This is a genomic window from Bdellovibrio svalbardensis (assembly GCF_029531655.1).
Classification (GTDB): domain Bacteria; phylum Bdellovibrionota; class Bdellovibrionia; order Bdellovibrionales; family Bdellovibrionaceae; genus Bdellovibrio; species Bdellovibrio svalbardensis.
This window is the reverse complement of record NZ_JANRMI010000005.1, coordinates 12,074-32,148: the sequence shown is the minus strand read 5'-3', so window position 1 is coordinate 32,148 and position 20,075 is coordinate 12,074. Positions and strand designations below refer to the sequence as shown.

Sequence of the window (20,075 nt, the reverse complement as noted above, 5' to 3'; positions counted from 1 at the left end):
GTACGGACTTACTTTTGGTAGCGCAACCGCGTCACTTTGTGCCGCGTTTTCTCAACCAAAAGTAAGTCCGTACCCTTTTTTATTGTTGATGATAAGTGCCGTCAGCGATTCTTTGAATCTCGTCTGATTCGTAAATAAAATGCCCTGGATGAAAATTGAGAACGGCGATAGCCATGGCCTTTGCAATATCTGAGGCTTCAATGGGGCGGTATTTCTTCAAGGGACCGACCAAGAGTTTATTCATTAAGGGCGCGAAGCGCTTAGCCAGGTCTTCACCGGTACGCTTTTCTTTGCGCTCGCCCAAAATTAAAGAGGGTCTAAAAATTTCCACCTGGGGAATTTGCAAGCCGCGCAGACCTTTCTCCATCTCACCTTTGATTTGATTGTAAAACACCTTGGAGTTCGCGTCGGCGCCCATGGCAGAGATCACTAAAAACTTTTGTGCCTTTGCTTTCTCTGCAAGACGGGCAAAATGAAGCACATACTCCAGATCCACCTTTTTAAAGGCCTCCTGGCTTCCGGCTTTCTTTATTGTTGAACCAAGGCAGCAGATAAATATCGGAGCCTTGAAAATATCGAGGTGCTCTTCCATTTTGGCGAAATCCAGGATGATATTCTCCGCTTTAGGTGGAATGCGCCCTAAAGGTGAACGAGTCACAGCTCTCACAGAACGAACTTGATCCAGGTGTGCAAGAAGCAAAAGAAGTTCATGGCCAACAAGGCCGGAGGCTCCAACTAGGCAAACATCAGTGGGATAAATCATTTCATTCCTTTTACGAATGGTTTCTCGAAGTGATGTTAGACAAGGAAGTGTCCGGTATCAACGAGGAAGTGTTTTAGAGTAGGTTTTTGCAAATGTTTTGGAGACACGAAGTCGATACTGATTTCGTGGTGTTTAACATCTCAAATGTGAATCGCAAGTCTAACGAGATCTCTTAATTCTTTATTCAGATTAAAGTTAGGAAATTGATGCAAACTTCCTCAGCTAGTTGCGTGACTGATATAGACGAAAGTTCTACGAAGGATGGAGGCAATTATCAGAGTCGTACTAGTTGTTATTCAGCACGGACTATCAGTCAACAGGGAGGTTGCATGAAATGGCTTTTGGGATTTGTGTTTTTATCTCTGGGCGCGCAGGTATATGCGCAGCAGGAATTTATTCAGAGTTCCGAGTGGAGAATTACGAAGTCAACTTGGACAGAACAAGATGAAAGAAATTTTGGCGAATTTGTCGCCAGGCTGGGCGCCGCTGTCGAACGGCGTGAGTGTGAGATGGTGGATACCTGCTTGCGCAGTGGTGCGAACCCTTATGCGGGAACTGACCCATCAGGTTTAAGACTGTATGCAGATTGTGCGGATCTTCCGTATTACCTGCGTTCTTACTTCGCCTGGAAGAACGGTCTGCCAATGTCGGTGGTGAGTTCAATCAGCCCGCGCAATGTTCCGGGGAATTCTGGCGACATTCGCTACACTCCATTTGGAAACTATGTGACCAGTCGGTTTGACATTTTGGCGCGCAATTCAGCAGGCAGAGGGCGATTCTGGGATTCTTTCTGGAATGATATTTTAAAAACCAAGTATCCAAATGCCGTCAGTCTTTTGAATGGCACTATCACCGATGTTACTTACTCTGCGACCTTCCGTATGATGGGTGTTGAAGATGGAGTCTTGTTCACTGATTTCTATCCGGTGAAATTGGATCGCGATGGGATTCGTCCCGGCACTGTGATCTATGATCCGAACGGACATGTGGCCATCATTTATAAAGTCACTGATGACGGGCATATCTTCTATATTGACGCTCATCCGGACAACACGCTGACTTCAGGAATGTACAATCAAAAGTTTGAGCGCAGTAATCCTTATCAAGGTGCGGGCTTTAAAAACTTCCGTCCGATCGCTGTGGTGAATGCAAAACAGGATTCGAATGGAGCCTATGTGGGTGGCAAGATTGTCGCTGCCAAGAATAATCAACTGCGCTCATACAGCTTAGAGCAATTTTATGGCAACAATCCTGATCCTGGAGGCGTTTGGCAGAAGGGGCAGTTTCTATATAACGGAAACCCGATGCCATATTATGATTATCTCCGCATAAAAATGGCCAGCGGAACTTTGCGCATTGATCCTATTTTGGATATGCGCCAAAACGTCGCAGATATTTGTGGAAGCTTGAAGGACCGGGTGGTCGCGGTCGCCACCGCTCTTAAATCTGGCGTGCAAAACAAAGAGCATCCTTTGCGTTTGCCATTAAATATTTATGGTGCTGACGGGGAATGGGAAAACTATGCAAGCCCTGCCCGGGATGCACGGTTGAAAGTTTCTTATATGGAACTGGTTTCACAATCACGCGATCTGATTCAAAGATACAAAGTGGGGGATCCGACGATTGTCTACAGTGGGAAAAATCTGGCGCAGGATCTTTTAAAAACATATCAAAGCGAAGCGCGTGCCTGCCAGTTCTCTTACGTGAATACCAGCGGTCGCCCAGTGACTTTGGATCTTGATCAGGCTCGCCAACGGCTGTTCGATATGAGCTTTGACCCTTACCACTGTGCAGAGCTTCGTTGGGGAGGCACGAGTCCTCAAGAGATAGCGTCTTGCCCTGACAATGAAAACAAGAAGGCCTGGTATTCTCAGGAAAGATGGCTGCGCTATCAGTATGAGCGCCGCTATGACGCTCGCATGGATTTCTCTTTGGAGGAGCTGAATGGGCCTAAGCCAGGTGCTGGTATTGCAGCACCGCCAAACGTGGATATTGTGAAGTTTTTGAGTTCTCAGCAATAGAGCAAAATTGAAATTATGATGAAGCGAAACAGGGCTGTCTCATTTTGAGACGGCCTTGTTTTTGTGTGATGCCCAAAAAAGTCTCCTGTCAAAACTTTGAACTTTCCCAACCAAGGGAAACATCTCAGGCCATGGCACCTTTATTGATAATAATGACTTCGACGAGGTTTAATATGACGTTGAAGTCTCTTATTAAGAAGTCCTTTATTTTCGGTATGAGTGTCACATTGTTGGCACCGAGCTTATCTCAGGCCTTCGGTGAGGCATCAACAATCCAAGCCTATGTGGGGCGCCAGGCTCTGGTGCCACTCATTAAACCCTCATGGGGACGCTTTATCCTTCATACGGATTCTTTAAATAAACTCTACTCTTCACGTTCTTACCAGGCGATCTGGGTGGGGAGTGATGGTCGTCCCAACGCGATGGCAGAGTCGCTCAAATCCATATTGGCAGCGGCTGATCGACATGGTTTGAATCCGGGTGATTACTGGGATGCGGATGTTGAGGCTCTTTATAATGCGGCAAATACAAATCAAAATAACTGGATCACATTTGAGCTGGCTGCCAGTGAAGCGATGATTCGCTTTGCCTCCCACCTTTCAACAGGGCGCTTTGATCCCGAGCAGGTTGATACCGATATCAAGTTTAAGAAAAAAGAATTTAATGAGTACTACGAATTGGCAAACGCTGTGATTGCTGGTCCTCAAGGGCTTATGGCCGGCTTGGATCGCTTGGCACCGGCACATTCCCGTTACACCGACTTGTTGGGCGCGCTTGCACAGTTGAAGAATCAAAAAGCTTCGGGCGGTTGGGTGACCATCAGCTCTCCGGGCGTTGTGCTAAAACGGGGAGTCACAAATCCGGTGATTCAACAAATTCGCAATCGTCTCAATCAACTGGGCTATTCTGTTTCAAACGCCGGAGGCAATACTTTTGATGCCGAGTTCGAGACTGTCGTGAAACTGTATCAAGAAAAAAATGGCCTAAAACCAGACGGTGTGATCGGTACCCGCTCAGAAGTTCTGCGCAGTTTAAATTACACTGTGAACCAGCGTATTGCCCAAGTTGAAGCGACGATGGAAAAGCTTCGTTGGCTGCCTAAGAATATCGAGCAACGTCATATCTTTGTCAATTTGGCGACCACGGAATTCCGTCTGCAAGATGAATCAGGACAGGTTTTCTATTTCAACACCGTGAATGGTCAGCCATTCCGTCGCACTCCTTCGATGAGAGATCAAATTACCTTCGTAAATTTAAATCCGACATGGACTGTTCCGCACAGTATTGCGATTAAAGATAAATTGCCGAAGCTTCGAGAAGATTCGCGTTACTTGGAAAAGCACGACATGTATCTATATGACGCCAATACAGATGAGCGTGTGGATCCATCGATGATCGACTGGCGCAGTATGACGCCGAAGATGTTCTCTTATTATATTCGTCAGAACCCAGGTCCGGAAAACGCGTTGGGAGTGGTGAAATTCCCGTTGCAGAATCCTTGGGCGATTTACATGCATGATACGAATGAAAGAAACTTGTTTGCTGAAAATGAGCGTCATCGCAGCTCGGGGTGTGTACGCTTGGAAAGACCTCTGGAGCTGGCTGCTTACTTGTTGCAGGATCAGCCGGAGTGGAGCCTGCAATCAATCAAAGACTTTGTTCCGATGAACAAGGGTGAAAAGCCACGTGAGTTGGAGCGCAAGGTGTATTTGACCAAGCCGATGCCTGTCTACTTCATGTATTTGACCGTCGAGAAATCAGAGAATGGTGCGCTTCGATTCGTGGACGATGTTTATGGTCAGGATCTTCGCTTGAGCAGGGCTTTGGCCAATAAAAAAGATGCGGAAGCAGACCCAAGTGCGAAAACAGTGACTTCGAGCTCCGGCTATTTGCAGGTAAACGGGACTCCTGGAAAGTTTCAGATCTTCCAAAAGGTGAGAGCTGTTCGTTGTGATATGACTCGACGTGGATCTTGTGATGCTCCACTGACTTTGGATTTGAATAAAGCGCAGGCGATTCCAGCGGGTGACTATTTGGTTGGTTTTGAAAACTCCATGTATCCGGGTGTTGTGAATGTGCAAGCAGGTCAGAATACGGTATTGAATCTTGAAAAGCTCGCGGTGCCGTCTTCGGTGCGTGGTCAGAAGATCCGTATCTATCGCGACTTCTCGCAGTCAGCGGAGCAGCAGAAAATGCTTCTTGAGATGTTTACTATGGGCCGCCATTTCAATCGTTTGGAGAAGGAAAATTTCGGTGATCTTTATTTGACCGGCAGTTGGGAACGCGATTTTGTTCAGCGTTTTACCTATGAAATCTGTCCCAAATTGGATGCATATGGTGAGGTTTCTTCAGAAGCCAAAGAGGTTTGTTCCGCTTGGAATAATGCCAGATCCCCTTCGGATCTAAACCCTTTGTATCAGTTTGGTAACGACGGGACTCTGCAAGAATTGTGGGTGACCTACCCGGGAGATGTGATATCCTCGAAGCACCCTCGCTATCTGGTATCAGCTCCTATGACAGGGGATGACTTCGTAGCGGTCTTCCCTGGAGTATATAAAGTTCAGGCTGAAGGCAGCAAGGGTTCCACTGCTGTTTCCCTGAGGGTCGGTAATGTTCAATAGAATGCAAATTCTTGTGCCTGTCATTTTAGCAGCCAGCATTGTGGGATCCCCAGCGCTGGCTTCTAAAGTAAAACCAGTCTCTGTTTCCTACGAAAATTTGATGCGCTGTTTTCCTGAACTTCAGGATGAGGGCTTGTCCTTCAAAGTTGATTTGAATCGCCTTAAAGAGGTGATGGACGAGAAGTTCGTGACCTCTCAATCGCAACTGCGTCAAAGAAAGATCCAGTATGAAGACGCAGAAAAGCAGCTGATGAATTTGATTCTGCGCAATACCTTTAAGGGGGAGAAGAAGGTCGAGTCCGAGCTTATTCTTCAACAGATCGACGCCAAAGGCGTTATTACCGATATCAAACTCACTGAGAATCAGCGCATCAATCCCAAACAGGACGTTATCAATAACTTTTTATTGAATACGACCATCAAAGCAGACGAGTACTCCTATATTGACACGAAGCTCAATGATGTGGTCTCGACCTATCTCCGGAATTTTAAGGACATCCAAGAGATCGAGCTGAACGATCGTCCCAACCACAGATCCATTTCCTGCGAAAAGCAGAAGGATCTCGGCATTATATGCACGTGTTCTAAAAAATAAATCTGTTGAATATCGGTTCTTTAGCTATATACTTTTCCTAGTGTTGTTCTAGGAATTTTCTAGAGTTTTAAAGGATTTAAACAGTATCAACAGCTTGGTTTGGAGTGCACGGTGACGACAGAGAAAAAGAACTACAATTTCCTCATTGCCGGTGTTCCGTATAAATTGAAAACCTCTCATGACGATGCAACCGTTCAAGAAATGGTCGACTTCGTTAACAATAAAATGAATCAAGCTATGGGCGTTACTAAAAATGGTTCCTTCCAAAATGCCGCTGTCCTAACAGCGATGAACATTGCTGAAGAACTTATCCTATTGAAAAGAAAAGCAGCTCGCGAGCTTGAAAAACTCGAGGAGAAGGCTTTGTCTCTTTCTCAAGAACTAGAAAATTCCAAGAGCGGCAAGGTTTTGAATAACTAAGGCTGACTTATAACTCTTGGAGTGTCCATGTCTGTTTGGAGCTCTAAAAAGGAATGTCGTTCCTACTTTAAATCTCTTTGCGCCCAAGAGTTCGCGCAAGGCCTTGTTCAAAACCAAAAGCAGCTGTCTTCGTATTTACGGGAATTTATGTCCACGCAAAGCGGAGAATGGGGCGCTTATCGCGCTCTAACTCAAGAAGCCAATGTCGACGAGGTCTTTCAGATCTCGCACATCAGTTGGTTGTTTCCGCGGGTCAAAGACCAAGGAAACGATAGTCACCTTGAGTTTTGTCGGGCCATTCATTTCTCTCAAGGGTCTTTCGGGATTCTTGAGCCCGACCCAAATTCCCCGGTGGTGGATCATCATCACATTCAGGGGCTGCTGATTCCCGGAGTTGCGTTTAATAAAGACGGCCATCGTCTTGGTAAGGGTAAAGGGTACTATGATAAGGCCCTGCAACACTTTTCAGGATTGAAGGTCGGAGTCTGTTTTGAGTTTCAAATATCAGAGCAGGTTCTGCCAGTAGAAGAGCATGATGTGAGAATGGATTTTCTCATAACAGATCAGGGACTCATCGACTGCCGTCGCAAGTAGGAACACGTTGGTTTAATCAACGTGAAACATGGAAGAAGCCCCGTTGAATTGAACCGGGCTGTTTGTAGGAGTTAAAATGGAGTTAGTCATTGCCGCCATCTTGGGTTTAATCCTCGGCGCCGTTATCGTGTTCGTTATCAAACGTATTCAAGATAACAACAAAAAGAAGTCTGCACGTATCGAAGCAGAGCGCATCATCAACAGAGCCAATTCTGAAGCTGCAAAATTGAAGAAGGACGCTGAGACAAAATCCAAGGATTTTGAAACTCGCGCCCGCAAGAATGTGGAAGCGGATATTCACAAGCAAAATTCAACTTTGAAAAATAAAGAAGCTCAGTTGGATCGCCGTTTGAAGGAAATCGACGCTCAGTTCAAGCAAAAAATGGAAGAGAACGAACGTTACTTGAGCACTTTGAAGGACCGTGAAGAAAAAATCGCGATCTCTGAAAACCGTATCAAAGATCTTGAGAAAAAAGGCGAAGCTCATATCGTTGAGCTGAAAAATAAATTGGAATCTGTCGCGGCGATGAGCCAGGACGAAGCCAAACGTCAACTTTTGAGCGCGATTGAAGATGAAGCGAAACAAGAGGCTTCAAAACGCATCACACAAATTGAAGAAGCTGCCCAAAAGGAATCTGAAGCCAAAGCAAAACGCATCTTGGCAGTGGCATTGTCTCGCTTCGCTTCTGAGTACACTTCAGAAAGAACAGTCAGTGTGTTGGCGCTTCCGAACGACGAGATGAAGGGTAAGATCATCGGTCGTGAAGGACGTAATATCAGAACATTGGAAGCCCATTGCGGTGTGGATTTGATCGTCGATGATACTCCGGAAGCGGTGGTGATCTCTGGCTTCGATCCAGTTCGTCGTGAGTTGGCGCGCAGAACCATCGAGAAATTGATGGAAGACGGTCGCGTGCATCCAGCGCGTATCGAAGAAGTCGTTGAAAAACAACGTAATGAATTGATGAAGTCCATGAAGGAAGAAGGCGAACGCCATGTCATGGAATTGGGTATTGCAAATATCCATCCAGAGCTTGTTAAAATTCTGGGCGGTTTGAAATACCGTTCATACCAAGGCCAAAATGCCTTGAACCAGTCATTGGAAGTGGCCACAATCGCTGGCTTGCTGGCAGGTGAGTTGGGTGTGAGTGTAAAACAAGCACGCAGAGCCGGTCTTCTTCATAATATCGGGAAAGCTATCGATCATACTTCTGAAGGAAGTTATGCATTGGTTGGCGCTGAGACAGCGAAAAAATACAATGAATCTGAAGACGTGTGCCACGCGATCCGTGCTCATGACGAAGAGGAAAAGCCTCATTCATTGTTGGCTTGGATTGTCCATGCTGCCTTCACTTTGTCGACGGCACGCCCGGGTGCACGTCGTCCGCAAATGGATTCATTCATTCACCGTTTGGAAGATTTGGAAAGCATTGGCAACAGCTTCGACGGAGTTCTTAAGACTTTGGCGTTGCAGGCGGGGAAAGATGTTCGCGTGTTGGTAGAGTCCAGCAAAGTGACGGATGACCAGGCTGTGATGTTGTCTCGCGATATCGCTCGTAAGATTGAGCGTGAAGTACCACAAGCGGGTGCGGTTAAGGTTACTGTGGTTCGTGAAACACGGTCTGTGGAACACGCCCGCTAGAGCATTGGAAATTGGAAATTAGAGATTTGAGATTCTATTCCGGTGAAGCCGGAGTGCAGACGGATGTGTTAGGTAAGTATGGCTTTTTTGGATCCTAAAGAACAGTTAGAGCGTATTAAGTTTGGTGTGGCTGAGTTTATCAACGATCAAGAGATGTTGAAAAAGCTCAAGCGCTCTGCTGAGACGAATACTCCTTTGATTATTAAATTAGGGGCGGACCCAACTCGTCCGGATATTCATATTGGTCACACAGTGGTGTTGAACAAATTAAAAACCTTCCAGGATTTGGGACATAAGGTTTTGTTCTTGATCGGTGACTTCACAGCTTCGATTGGTGATCCCACTGGTAAAAGCTCAACTCGTCCGATTTTGTCTCGTGCAGAGATTGAAGAGAACGGGAAGACCTATGCGAAACAGATCTTCAAGATTTTAGATCCGGAAAAAACTGAGATCGTTTACAACTCTTCTTGGATCAATAAATTGACTCCCCAGGATTTCATCACCATGACGGCGAAGTATACCGTGGCTCGTATGTTGGAGCGTGATGACTTTACGAATCGCTATAAATCAGGTTCACCCATCGGGATTCATGAATTCTTGTATCCTCTGACTCAAGGTTATGACTCTGTGGCTTTAAAAGCCGATGTTGAGTTGGGTGGAACGGATCAGAAGTTTAATTTGCTTGTTGGTCGCGATATGCAAGTGGCTTACGGGCAAGAGCCTCAATGCGTTTTGACGATGCCAATTCTTGAGGGTATCGACGGCGTTAACAAGATGTCGAAGTCTTTGGATAACTATATTTCAGTCGTGGATACACCGAAAGATATGTTCGGTAAAACCATGAGAATCTCTGACGAACTCATGTATCGTTGGTATGAGCTTTTGACTGACATCACGGCGCCAGAGCTGGCACAGCTTAAGACAGACGTCGCTGGGGGTAAAAAGCATCCTCGTGAAGTCAAAGTCAACTTGGCGAAATTCCTGATCAAACGTTTTCATAATGCAGAAGCCGCACAAGCCGCTGAAGATGAATTCAACCGCATCTTCGTCGACAAGGGTGTGCCTGATAATATTCCGGTATTTGAATTGAACAAAGCCGATATCCCAGCCGAAGGCTTGGGGATCGCACAACTCTTGGTCAAATTGGGATTTGCTGCTTCAAATAGTGAAGCATCCCGTATGGTCCAAGGCGGCGCCGTGCAAATTGACGGAGCCAAAGTCGCAGACGCAAAAGCGAAATTTGCCGAAGCCGCCCTTGCTGACAAAGTCATCAAAGGCAGCAAAACAAAATTCGCAAAAATCGTCGTAAAGTAGCGTTCCAGAAAAAGGTACGCCGTACCTTTTTGAGGCTCGAAGCGTTAGTCGCTGAAAGATAAAGGATCTTGAGTATGAAAATTAAATTTCTTCCGCAAAATATCGAAGTTGAAGGCACTTCTGAGAAGAGTCTTTTGCAGATTGCTACGGAAAATCATCTTGAGATTCGCTCGATTTGCAAAGGTGTGCCTTCGTGCGCCGAATGCCGCGTTGTCATTAAAGAGGGAGACAACAATGTTCTTCCTCCGAATAAAGCTGAATTGAGCCTGATTGGTACGAGCTATTTCATCGACGGTCGACGTTTGAGTTGCCAAGTGCATTGCTTCGGTGATGTGACAGTAGATCTGACCGAACAAGTGGAGCGCCAGGAAAATCAAACCAAAAAAATCAGAGGCTTCCGCTCTAGCAAGCAGGTCGAATCAAAAGCTGTGAACGACATGATGCTTTTGAATGAGAAAGAAGAAGTCAAAGAGCCTTCAGCTCAGGAACCTGGTGAAACCAAAGAGGCACGTCCACCAAGAGAGCAAAAGCCTCAACAGCAAAATCGCCCCCAGCAGCAGAATAAACCTCAGCAGCAAAACAAGCAGCAGCAACGCCCTCAACAGCAAGGGCAGGGGAAACCTCAACAACCTCAGGCTAAAGGTCAACAGCAGCAAGGCAATAGACCTCCTCAACAGGGGAAGCCTCAGCAGCAGCGCAATCCGCAAAATCAAGGTCAGCAACAAAACCGCGGACAGCAAAATACCCAACAAAACAGCCAGCGACCTAAGAAGTAAGCCTTAGGTCCTGTTCATTGCTTTTGGTGAATTTCCGATAAGACCTCTGAATGTCTCAAAAGATTACCTACCGGGAACGGGGTCAAGGTCAGTTGCTATTGCTTCTTCATGGTTATGGAGGAAGTGTTCATCATTGGCAGACCATTGCCGAGACTCTTGAGGGTCAATATCGCATCATCGTCCCGAATCTGGGGCATCTGTATCTCAGTACGGATAAGCTGAGCTTCTCGCAACAAGTGGATGCTTTAGCGAAGTTTATCGAGGAGCATTTCCCAGGTGAGAAGGTGCATGTCGCAGGTTTGAGCTTTGGCGGAGCATTGGCCTGGGGGTTGGCAACTCAGCACCCGCATCTTGTGAAGACAACCGCATTAATCAATCCCATGGTAACAGATCCTATTAAGCATTTTTTGCCAATTGAGTTGAGGTTCTTTTTTACGATCCCCATAAATCTTAAAAGTATCTATGTGATGCTGGCCACGCCGATGGGGAAATCATTCTTAAAAAGATCAGCGCAGATATTTAGAGATGAAAGATCGGATGGAGCTACAGCGGTTGAGAATCTTCAAGGTCGCAAATTGCAATTTGTTGCCTATATGATTCATCACTTCGCTTGGATCTTACGTTCTGAAGATTGGTCCGCGTGGAACAAAAAGTTATTAAGCTATAGAGGCGAATGTCGCTTGATCTATGACCTTGAAGATCTTCTTTTTAATGAAGAAGCCTACAAAAGATTTGCAAAGCATATCGGCTGTGACGATGTCATCACGTTGACAGGGGCGGGGCATCTGGCCATCAAATCTCGCCCGGAACTAATCGCTCAATATATTCGCGAACTCATCGAAGAAACTATCGCAGCATAAAATAACAGGCGTTGCACCACCCAAGCGTATTGCAACACTGACCTTTGTATCAGGTGATCACCTTGGAATTCTGATTGAATTGCTAGCGCGAATTTAAAAAGGCAGAATTGGTTTAACTTTGGACGCTGGTGGTAACCTGAGGTTTAGGTTATTTGCGTAGTTCTATACCAAAAAGGCATGTCTATGCGTTGGGTTTGTATATTTTTGCTTACTCCTTTTTTTGCTTATGCATCGATGGAAGAAGTAAAGTTTTACACTGAGGATGCGGGGCTTTCCAGTTATATGGATGATCAAAATCAGCTGCACGGTTTTTCGGTTGATATTGTGCAGGAGATGATTAAACGCAGTGGCGGTCGGAATTCAATTGAATTAGTCCCTTGGGTTCGAGGTTACACATTAGCTTTAGACGTCAAAGGCAGCGCTGTATTTGCAACTTGCCGAACGAGGGAAAGGGAGAACTTATTTAAATGGGTGGGACCTCTTAATAACACCCGGGTTGTCTTCTACCAAAGAGCCGAGTCGCGCTTGAAAATTAGTAAGTTGGAAGATGCCAAAAAAGCAAAGAAGATTGGCTGCTATGTAGGTGACTTTCGCACAAAGATTCTGGAAAAAGCCGGATTTAGGAATCTTGAATGCATCACCGGCGATCTGCCAAACTCACGAAATCTAAAAAAATTGGCCAGTGGTCGAATCGAATTGTGGGTGAGCAGCGAGACTGATTTGGCAATCACCGCCAATCGAATCAAAGTAAACCCCGGTCATTTTAAAAGAGCCTTCGTTATTGAAGAGTCTCCTGTGAACATTGCTTTTCACAAGCAAACCCCCGAGGTGGAGTTGAAGAAATGGCAAGGGTATTTGGATCAATTAAAAAAAGACGGGACATACAGAGCCATCATGAAGAAATATAAAGTTGATCCCAGCATCTGGGCGATCGAATAACATTCTTTACAGGCAATTGACGTACCCCATAACTGTGTATTGAAATGAGTAAATGAATAATCTGAATCCGACACAATATTTGAATGAAGATTTTCAACGCCGCAAAGTAAAAAATCCACGCTATTCTTTGCGTGCTTACGCGAAGGCTCTGGATCTCAACCCCGGGACACTCAGCCAAATATTGGCGGGAAAAAGAACCATTACCAAAGAGCTTCTTTGGGATTTACATAGCAGATTGAAATTCCCAGAGGATATATATGACGTATGGCTCAATCAGATTGCTCCTCCTCGAACAGCGCAAAAGAATGATCATGTCCTTGATGAAGCCGAAATCGAAACACTGAATTCCTGGATGTATTTTGCAGTCATCGAACTTTTTTCGATAAAAAAGAGTTGGACTCCGGAAGAGGTTGCAAAAAAAATTGGTGTGAGTTCATTCGAGATCGGGCGTATCGCCGATGTTTTAATAAAAAATAGTATTCTGAGATTGAATTCTAAGAATGAGTTGGAATGTTTGAAACAATCTCTGACAACCTTTCCCGTCACTAAAACCAGCACTCAGCTTAAAGATCTTCAAAAGCAGATGCTCGAAAAAGCCATTGAGCATCTTTATAGTGTCGACATAAGCTTGCGACATAATAGTACGCTGACCGTGGCAGTCTCGATGGAAGACATTCCTTTGATTCGAGAGAAAATCCTTAAATTCAGGAAAGAGATCAATCAAATCTGCTCGCGTTCTAAGAAAGATCCTACTCAAGTTTATAATATGTCAGTGGCCCTTTATCCAATTACCCAAATCAAGGAATCCTAAATGAAATGGCTTGTTGTTCTCTTATTCTCTTTGAATTTCATTGAGGCGCGTGCCGCGATTTATGACGACGGCCAGGATACTCATGGGGGATCTCCAATTATTGCGGAAGTTATGAAAGTTCGCGATGATCTTTATATTCAGGCGATGAATATTCCGGATTTTGTTTTGAGTGGATATCCGAATCTTAAAGATAAGCTGACTTCTGCCGTCGCGAATGCTGAACTTCGCTTGGAAGAGGAGCTTTATTGGAAAGGGCAGAGGGTTCTTGCTATCAATCATCCCCAGGCTTCGCCTCCCTTCATTCAAATCAATGGTCCTTATTGGCAAGAGTCTCGGGAGGATATCAATTTGTACAAGGTTGTTATTCATGAGTACTTATTCATAGCAGGATGGGATGATACGACCTATGTGCATTCGGATAAGCTCATCGAAATGATCAATATCGCAAGAGTCGCCAATCCCTGGTATTTTATCGATTACGGAATTAATAACAAAGCCGTGTCCTTTACCAATATGGTTCAAATCAAGGAATGGCTCGCAAAGCATAGATTTGAATATCAGGATTTCGCGGCGAGCAGTCTCTTTCGGCTGACTACCAGTTTGAGTCGTATTGAAGATGATCGAGTGAAGAAGGGGTTATTTGAAGGGCTCTTGGAGATGCTTACGCCGAAATACTATTGTTCTATTCACGTGAGTGGCGTTATTTCTGAATTACAAAGAACAAGTAATACGCCCTTATCCAGAGAACTTCTGCAGTTGATGAACAAGAAGTTTAAGTTGGATTTGGCTGCCAACAGTCCCGTACAATGCCGTTAGAAATAAAAAAACCCACATCCTGAGGTGTGGGTTTTTTTGAAACCAGATTAAGCTGAAAATTAAACGTTAAAGCTAGAGCCGCAGCCGCAATTTTTGGAAGCATTGGGATTGTTGAAAACAAATCCTTTGCCGTTCAAGCCACCAGAATACTCAAGAGTCATACCCAAGATGTAGAGCATGCTTTGAGGATCGACGACAACTTTTTGTCCGTGTGATTCGAAGGTTTTGTCGCCATCGCGAGAGGCATTATCGAAATCCATTTTGTATGACAAACCAGAGCAGCCACCCTTTTTGACTTCCACGCGAAGAAATGCGCTGTCATCTTTGCCTTCATCTTTTTTAAGAGAAGCCAATTTTTGAGCCGCTTCAGGGGAAATGTTAATCATAGAAAACTCCTTCATCAGTCCGCACTCGAGGAAATAGCCAAGTGCAGAGTGTCCCCATTCTAGCACAGGGGGCCCCTTGAGAGGAAGAGGCCGAATTAGAGACCGCGGTGTGACTCTAAGATGTTGAAAATATTATACAATTTTCTTTGGGATGGCGTTCTGGAGGATGTCGGCAGCCCGCAAAATCTCATTCTCAGTGGTCCATCGACCAAGGCTAAGACGCAGAGTGCTTTGAGCTTGGTCCGAGTTGAGGCCGATGCCGCGAAGAACATGGCTGACGGTCATGGCTCCCGAGCTGCACGCGGAGCCAGTGCTGACCCCAAGCTTTTGCAAATGCGAAAGAAGAGAGTCGGTTTTTACCGGCAAGGTGACACTGAGGTTGTTTGGTGAGCGTTCTGTCGGATGGCCATTCATGCGAATGCCGGGAATAGCAACTTGCAACTTCTGCCACAGGAGTTGTCGTAAAGAAAGCAGGCGAGCCGCTTCAGTATACAAGTGACGCTGGCAGATTTCTGCAGCAAATCCCAATCCGACAATGGCGGGAACATTCAAAGTTCCAGAGCGCAGACCTCGTTCTTGACCGCCGCCGTAAATAAGCGGATTGATCTGAACTTTTGGATCTTTTGAGCGAATGAAAAGGGCGCCCACACCTTTGGGGCCGTAAATTTTATGACCGGAGAAAGACATCAAATCGATCCCTAGCTCAGTCACATTCATTGGAATTTTGCCAACCGCCTGGGTGGCATCAGTGTGCAGATAGATTTGGTTTTCTTTGGCGATTTTGGCAATTTCTGAAATGGGATTGATCGTACCAATTTCGTTGTTCACCCAAATAAAACTCATCAGTTTGGTATGGGGTTTGATGGCCTTGCGAACCGCTTCAGGGTCGACTTGTCCGTAAAGATTTACCGGCAAGAAATCCACTTCAACATTGAGCTTCTGGGCCGCTTCCATGGCTTTCATCGTAGAGCTGTGCTCAACACAGCTTGTGATCATATGAATCGGCTCATAAGGATTTTCATTTCGAAGTTTTGAAATCAATCCAAAGATGACCCAATTGTTCGCTTCCGTCGCACCACTTGTGAAAATGAGTTCATTCGCTTTCGCACCAATTAACGAAGCCACTTGGCCCCGGGCTTTTTGAACGGCATTGTCTGCGGCCCAACCCCAATGGTGCCCCGCGCTTGCTGGATTGCCAAAGTACTCTTTAAAGTAAGGCTCCATGCGAGCATAGACTTCCGGGTCGACCGGTGTCGTTGCATTGTAATCAAGGTAGATCCCAGAATCTTTGCTGGTAGGGCTTTCTGTCGTCATAGGGGCGGAAAGGGAAGTGTCCATGACATGAGCTACTCATGACCTTCAGAGGCGGTCAAGAATAAAGATATTAGGCAATAACTTTATTAGGGTCTTTGGCTTCAAACTCTTCGATTTTGTCATTGAGGAAATTTTGTGCGCGATATTTGTCCAAGCCAGATTGCTCTAAGCGCAAAATATGAAGATGAGAAACTCCTTGATTCACAAGGCGATCTTTTTGAGTGCCCATAAAGGTGCTGCCTGACGGAGTGTAAAGAAGATACTTATTGTTGCGCGGAAGGTGAATATACACATTGAACTCGACGCGAACATCGGCGGCAAGTTCGTCAATGTGAATAGCAGCCATTTCAGAGTCGGCGCATTCAATCAGTTTCGCCTTCAAATCCTTACGCGGGAAAAAGGCCATCGCGATTTCTTCGCCGTTGTGAACGGATTTGCGCAAGAACTCGGCGTGTGCCAAGGCCCAATCTTCGAAAGGGACTTCGCGAACTTTCACGGGCATGCTCTCGCTGTCTTCGACTTTTTCCCCATTGTCTTTTAAAAAACGGAAAAGGCGACTGCGCACTCTTTCAATAAAGACTAAATCCATGGTTTTGTCTTTAGCCATGGCTGCGATCAGATATCCAGAAAAACGTGCGGATTCAACCATGATGCAAACAACATTCGTGGCTTTCTCCAGCTCAGTGACCTTATCTTGAAAATTGATGCATGATTTTTCCAGTGCTTCATGGGCACCTTTGGCAATCAGGGAATCTGAATTGAGGGAGGACACGTCTCCGTCGACCAATTCAGAGCCGGGCCGGCCCTTGGCTTTTTCTTTTTGTGCAATGGGTGCCCAACCAGGACTGTCGGATTTGTTTTTTCGAGGCGTATATTCCGCAAAGGGATCATCATCGGAGGCCACGTTGGGATTCGAATAGTATCCACTGCCTTCAGTTGAACTTGAAGAGGCCATTCCACCGTTATTGGTTCCCGGTAAACCATGACTCAGATCCGCGCCAGTAGGGTGACTTGCAACGGCCGTCATAGTCTCACCACCGTCGCCACCTAAAAATTGCGCCAAGAAGTTTCTGGCTGTCTCAGCAGAAACCGTGTTTTGGCCTTTGATTGCAATCATAGAGCTTTGCTGATCATCGCGGCCCTTTTCCCAAGAGGAATCTTTGTGTCTTCCTCCGGGGCCGGATTTTATTTGTTGGTCCTTGTAGTACTTGTTGATTGTTCTTTCGATGGCCGGTCCGGTGATCGGAGGAAAAATGGCGTACTGTGCGGCGCTATCAGTCAGGATTTTGATATTTGCGGCAGACGCTGTTTCTGAAAAGGCAATTACGCAAACGGGAAATGCCTGCGCTAAAACTTTCGGAAGATTTCGAACTTTGCGGTTAGGATGATCAATGCTGATCATCACAAATTGCGGTTGCTTTTGAACCAAGTAGATTAAAGCTTCTTTGAGGTTGGCTGTAGCCTTGATATCCCATCCGCGGTTCTTCAAAAAGCCTTCCGCGGGACCTAGACCTTGGACGTGCGACTTGATAATCAGGATGGATCTTCGCTGTTGAGAATCTTGTTCCACGTCAAGTCCTTGCCAATGAAAGTTCAGAAAAATGACTCTTCTTTCTTAACGGAGGGTTCGGGTAAACAAAAGAGTGAATACCTGGGGTAAGTGCATCAGATTGCAGAGCTTTAATCGAAGTCTCAAACTAGATCGAACAAATGCTAGAGGTTGAGCATGTCTGCATAGCGATTTACACTTGTTTTCATGGCAAAAAAAGTAAGCTTACACAGTCCGTCCTACTTCGTTCCTGCTGGCAAAAATCCAGAGTCCTTTTTTCATTGGAAAAAGGTTGATTGCGAAATTAAGAATCGCAAAGGAGAAGTCTTTTTCGAAATGAAAGGCGTAGAGGCTCCAGAAGGATGGTCGCAACTTTCAGTTGAAATTGTAGCCAGTAAGTACTTCCGAAAGATCGGAGTCCCAAGAACGAAATCAGAAAAATCGGTCCGACAACTTGTCGATCGAGTCGTGAATGCCATTGTCGGTTCAGGGCTGAAGCAAAAAGGATATTTTTCATCTAAGAAAGATGCCGACACTTTTGCCAAGGAGCTCAAGTACATTTTATTGTCGCAACGTGGAGCCTTCAACAGTCCGGTATGGTTTAATGCTGGTTTGTGGGAGTCTTATAAAATCAATTCGCCAAGTGAACACTTTGCCTGGGATGAAGCTAAGAAATCGATTCAACCAACTAAAAATGCCTATGAGCGTCCGCAGGGTTCTGCTTGCTTTATTCAAAGTGTTGAAGACTCAATTGAAAAGATTTTTGAGCTCGCAAAAACGGAAGCAAAATTATTTAAATATGGTTCCGGGACAGGAAGTAATTTTTCAACAATTCGCAGTAAATATGAAACTACCAGTTCGGGTGGTCACAGCTCCGGATTGATTTCTTTCCTCGAAGTATTAGATAAGGGCGCGGGTGCGATCAAGTCAGGCGGCACAACACGTCGAGCGGCGAAGATGGTGGTGGTCGACATTGATCATCCGGAAGTTCTGGATTTCATTGATTGGAAAATGAAAGAAGAACACAAAGCGCATATGCTGATCGCAGCAGGGCTCAGTTCTGACTTTGAAGGTGAAGCCTATCGAACCGTCTCAGGACAAAATGCCAACAACTCGATTCGTGTCACCGATGCCTTTATGAAGGCCATCTTAACTGAAAAGCCTTGGAAGCTAAAAGCTCGGATGACAGGTAAAGTGCTTCGGGAACTTCCGGCCGCCGACGTGTGGAAAAAGATTTCTCATGCCGCGTGGGTGTGTGCGGACCCTGGTATTCAGTTTCATGATACCATCAATAAGTGGCACACCTGTCCGAAGACAGGGCCGATTAATTCCAGCAATCCTTGCTCTGAATATATGTTCCTGGATGATTCTGCCTGCAATTTGGCTTCAATCAATCTGGTGAAATTCTTAAATCCCGATGGAAGTTTTGACTTTGAATCATTGATTCACACCGCGCGAACTCTATTCGTTGCTCAGGAAATACTGGTCGATTATTCCAGTTATCCTACAAGAAAGATCGCGCAAAATTCTCATGATTACCGCCCTCTCGGATTGGGATTTGCAAATTTAGGCAGCCTTCTTATGAGAAAAGGTATTCCCTATGACAGTGACAACGGAAGAGCCTGGGCGGGAGCCATCACCTCCTTGATTACGGGTGTCGCGTATCTGACCAGTGCAGAAATGGCCCGTGCAAAAGGTGCCTTTGCGGGCTATCGAATGAATCGCTCTGCTATGCTCAAAGTGATGAAGATGCATGAAAAGTCCAACAAAGGAATCGCGTGGGATCGTCTGCCGCAGGGGTTGGATAAGGCCGTGAAGAATCTTTGGAAGGCGGTTATTTTTAATGGCATCAAGCATGGATATCGCAATGCTCAAGCCACAGTGGTTGCCCCAACCGGCACCATCGGTCTGATGATGGATTGTGATACAACAGGAATTGAGCCGGACTTCTCATTGATAAAATTTAAAAAGCTCGTCGGCGGTGGAGAGATTCAAATTGTGAATCAGGGTGTCGAGTCGGCCCTTCGCGTTTTGCAATATTCAGATCAGCAAATTTCCAACATCTTAAGGTTTGTTGAAAACAACAACTCATTGGAAAAGTGCCCTGATATTCGCCCAGAGCATCTGGCTGTTTTTGATTGTGCCAACGCCAGTCCCGGAGGGCGTGTGTTGTCGCCAGAAAGCCATGTGAAAATGATGGCTGCGGTGCAGCCATTTATCAGTGGCGCGATTTCTAAGACCGTGAATCTGCCAATGACGGCCACCGAAAAAGATATCAGTGATGTTTACTTCCTGGCATGGCGTCTGGGGTTGAAAGCGGTGGCGGTCTATCGCGACGGCAGTAAGCAGAGTCAGCCTTTAAATTTGAAAATTAAAGGGGAGACCCTTGAAGGGGAACCAGCTGAAATTAAAGTGGATATTGTCCCCAATTTTACTATGAAATGCCCGGAATGTGGCAGCGACACAGTGCTCACAAGTGGCTGCTATCGTTGCCCCAACTGCGGAACCACTGTAGGTTGTTCTTAGCCGGCCGTTGAAAAAGACCCATCTGACTGCGTTGTCGGGTTCTTCGCTTCACTCCGACGTGGCGCTGCCACGCCTGCGTTTCTCGAAGAGCCCTCCGCCTTGCATATGGGCCTTTTTGAACGGCCTTG

The 20,075-nt window shown here is 45.8% G+C and carries 17 protein-coding genes; 13 read left to right on the top strand and 4 right to left on the bottom strand.

The window, feature by feature from the left end; translation table 11 throughout:
- Positions 1 to 79 precede the first annotated feature (79 nt).
- On the bottom strand, positions 80 to 763 hold the full coding sequence (locus tag NWE73_RS15845; RefSeq protein ID WP_277579331.1) for a Rossmann-fold NAD(P)-binding domain-containing protein: 684 nt from the start codon (positions 761 to 763) through the stop codon (positions 80 to 82).
- Between the two features lie 329 nt (positions 764 to 1,092).
- Between NWE73_RS15845 and NWE73_RS15840 the strand changes: the two genes are divergently transcribed.
- From NWE73_RS15840 to NWE73_RS15785, 12 genes are all read left to right on the top strand, one after another.
- Positions 1,093 to 2,784, top strand: a complete 1,692-nt coding sequence (locus NWE73_RS15840) for a hypothetical protein (protein WP_277579330.1) — start codon at positions 1,093 to 1,095, stop codon at positions 2,782 to 2,784.
- A 173-nt stretch (positions 2,785 to 2,957) separates the two neighbouring features.
- Positions 2,958 to 5,405: a L,D-transpeptidase family protein gene (locus NWE73_RS15835; protein ID WP_277579329.1), complete on the top strand. Its 2,448-nt coding sequence runs from the start codon at positions 2,958 to 2,960 to the stop codon at positions 5,403 to 5,405.
- Positions 5,395 to 6,000 carry a hypothetical protein gene (locus tag NWE73_RS15830; protein WP_277579328.1) on the top strand — a complete coding sequence of 202 codons (606 nt, stop codon included), beginning with the start codon at positions 5,395 to 5,397 and terminating at the stop codon, positions 5,998 to 6,000. The genes NWE73_RS15835 and NWE73_RS15830 overlap by 11 nt, the downstream gene beginning before the upstream one ends.
- 111 nt (positions 6,001 to 6,111) lie before the next feature.
- Entirely contained in the window at positions 6,112 to 6,420 is a 309-nt protein-coding gene (locus tag NWE73_RS15825; protein ID WP_277579327.1) for a cell division protein ZapA, read from the top strand.
- A 27-nt stretch (positions 6,421 to 6,447) separates the two neighbouring features.
- Positions 6,448 to 7,014 (top strand): 5-formyltetrahydrofolate cyclo-ligase, encoded by a 567-nt coding sequence (locus NWE73_RS15820; RefSeq protein WP_277579326.1) that lies wholly within the window; start codon positions 6,448 to 6,450, stop codon positions 7,012 to 7,014.
- Positions 7,015 to 7,090: 76 nt separating this feature from the next.
- Positions 7,091 to 8,656: a ribonuclease Y gene (gene rny / locus NWE73_RS15815; protein WP_277579325.1), complete on the top strand. Its 1,566-nt coding sequence runs from the start codon at positions 7,091 to 7,093 to the stop codon at positions 8,654 to 8,656.
- Positions 8,657 to 8,734: 78 nt separating this feature from the next.
- Entirely contained in the window at positions 8,735 to 9,970 is a 1,236-nt protein-coding gene (gene tyrS, locus NWE73_RS15810; RefSeq protein ID WP_277579324.1) for a tyrosine--tRNA ligase, read from the top strand.
- Between the two features lie 74 nt (positions 9,971 to 10,044).
- Positions 10,045 to 10,746: a 2Fe-2S iron-sulfur cluster-binding protein gene (locus tag NWE73_RS15805; RefSeq protein ID WP_277579323.1), complete on the top strand. Its 702-nt coding sequence runs from the start codon at positions 10,045 to 10,047 to the stop codon at positions 10,744 to 10,746.
- Positions 10,747 to 10,796: 50 nt separating this feature from the next.
- Positions 10,797 to 11,606: an alpha/beta fold hydrolase gene (locus NWE73_RS15800; RefSeq protein ID WP_277579322.1), complete on the top strand. Its 810-nt coding sequence runs from the start codon at positions 10,797 to 10,799 to the stop codon at positions 11,604 to 11,606.
- Between the two features lie 177 nt (positions 11,607 to 11,783).
- The gene (locus NWE73_RS15795; protein ID WP_277579321.1) at positions 11,784 to 12,545 is read left to right on the top strand and encodes a substrate-binding periplasmic protein; all 762 of its coding nucleotides are present in this window, start codon (positions 11,784 to 11,786) and stop codon (positions 12,543 to 12,545) included.
- Between the two features lie 52 nt (positions 12,546 to 12,597).
- Positions 12,598 to 13,356 carry a DUF4423 domain-containing protein gene (locus NWE73_RS15790; RefSeq protein ID WP_277579320.1) on the top strand — a complete coding sequence of 253 codons (759 nt, stop codon included), beginning with the start codon at positions 12,598 to 12,600 and terminating at the stop codon, positions 13,354 to 13,356.
- Positions 13,357 to 14,172 carry a hypothetical protein gene (locus NWE73_RS15785; RefSeq protein ID WP_277579319.1) on the top strand — a complete coding sequence of 272 codons (816 nt, stop codon included), beginning with the start codon at positions 13,357 to 13,359 and terminating at the stop codon, positions 14,170 to 14,172.
- A gap of 59 nt (positions 14,173 to 14,231) precedes the next feature.
- Here the strand turns inward: NWE73_RS15785 and NWE73_RS15780 are convergent, their stop codons facing one another.
- The 3 genes from NWE73_RS15780 to NWE73_RS15770 form a co-directional block, all read right to left on the bottom strand.
- Positions 14,232 to 14,558, bottom strand: coding sequence for a HesB/IscA family protein (locus tag NWE73_RS15780; protein ID WP_277579318.1), 327 nt, complete (start codon positions 14,556 to 14,558; stop codon positions 14,232 to 14,234).
- Between the two features lie 132 nt (positions 14,559 to 14,690).
- Positions 14,691 to 15,896 carry a cysteine desulfurase family protein gene (locus tag NWE73_RS15775; protein ID WP_277579317.1) on the bottom strand — a complete coding sequence of 402 codons (1,206 nt, stop codon included), beginning with the start codon at positions 15,894 to 15,896 and terminating at the stop codon, positions 14,691 to 14,693.
- A gap of 46 nt (positions 15,897 to 15,942) precedes the next feature.
- Positions 15,943 to 17,442 carry a hypothetical protein gene (locus tag NWE73_RS15770; protein WP_277579316.1) on the bottom strand — a complete coding sequence of 500 codons (1,500 nt, stop codon included), beginning with the start codon at positions 17,440 to 17,442 and terminating at the stop codon, positions 15,943 to 15,945.
- Positions 17,443 to 17,628: 186 nt separating this feature from the next.
- Here NWE73_RS15770 and NWE73_RS15765 point away from each other — a divergent pair, with 186 nt between their 5' ends.
- A complete protein-coding gene (locus NWE73_RS15765; RefSeq protein WP_277579315.1) occupies positions 17,629 to 19,947 on the top strand; it encodes a vitamin B12-dependent ribonucleotide reductase in 2,319 nt (772 codons plus the stop codon).
- Positions 19,948 to 20,075 lie beyond the last annotated feature (128 nt).

Excerpts from the sequence above, each read along its gene's own strand:
- NWE73_RS15845 (WP_277579331.1), bottom strand. The coding sequence starts at position 763 with ATGATTTATCCCACTGATGTTTGCCTAGTTGGAGCCTCCGGCCTTGTT.
- NWE73_RS15840 (WP_277579330.1), top strand. The coding sequence starts at position 1,093 with ATGAAATGGCTTTTGGGATTTGTGTTTTTATCTCTGGGCGCGCAGGTA.
- NWE73_RS15835 (WP_277579329.1), top strand. The coding sequence starts at position 2,958 with ATGACGTTGAAGTCTCTTATTAAGAAGTCCTTTATTTTCGGTATGAGT.
- NWE73_RS15830 (WP_277579328.1), top strand. The coding sequence starts at position 5,395 with ATGTTCAATAGAATGCAAATTCTTGTGCCTGTCATTTTAGCAGCCAGC.
- NWE73_RS15820 (WP_277579326.1), top strand. The coding sequence starts at position 6,448 with ATGTCTGTTTGGAGCTCTAAAAAGGAATGTCGTTCCTACTTTAAATCT.
- rny (WP_277579325.1), top strand. The coding sequence starts at position 7,091 with ATGGAGTTAGTCATTGCCGCCATCTTGGGTTTAATCCTCGGCGCCGTT.
- tyrS (WP_277579324.1), top strand. The coding sequence starts at position 8,735 with ATGGCTTTTTTGGATCCTAAAGAACAGTTAGAGCGTATTAAGTTTGGT.
- NWE73_RS15805 (WP_277579323.1), top strand. The coding sequence starts at position 10,045 with ATGAAAATTAAATTTCTTCCGCAAAATATCGAAGTTGAAGGCACTTCT.
- NWE73_RS15800 (WP_277579322.1), top strand. The coding sequence starts at position 10,797 with ATGTCTCAAAAGATTACCTACCGGGAACGGGGTCAAGGTCAGTTGCTA.
- NWE73_RS15795 (WP_277579321.1), top strand. The coding sequence starts at position 11,784 with ATGTCTATGCGTTGGGTTTGTATATTTTTGCTTACTCCTTTTTTTGCT.
- NWE73_RS15790 (WP_277579320.1), top strand. The coding sequence starts at position 12,598 with ATGAATAATCTGAATCCGACACAATATTTGAATGAAGATTTTCAACGC.
- NWE73_RS15785 (WP_277579319.1), top strand. The coding sequence starts at position 13,357 with ATGAAATGGCTTGTTGTTCTCTTATTCTCTTTGAATTTCATTGAGGCG.
- NWE73_RS15780 (WP_277579318.1), bottom strand. The coding sequence starts at position 14,558 with ATGATTAACATTTCCCCTGAAGCGGCTCAAAAATTGGCTTCTCTTAAA.
- NWE73_RS15775 (WP_277579317.1), bottom strand. The coding sequence starts at position 15,896 with ATGGACACTTCCCTTTCCGCCCCTATGACGACAGAAAGCCCTACCAGC.
- NWE73_RS15765 (WP_277579315.1), top strand. The coding sequence starts at position 17,629 with ATGGCAAAAAAAGTAAGCTTACACAGTCCGTCCTACTTCGTTCCTGCT.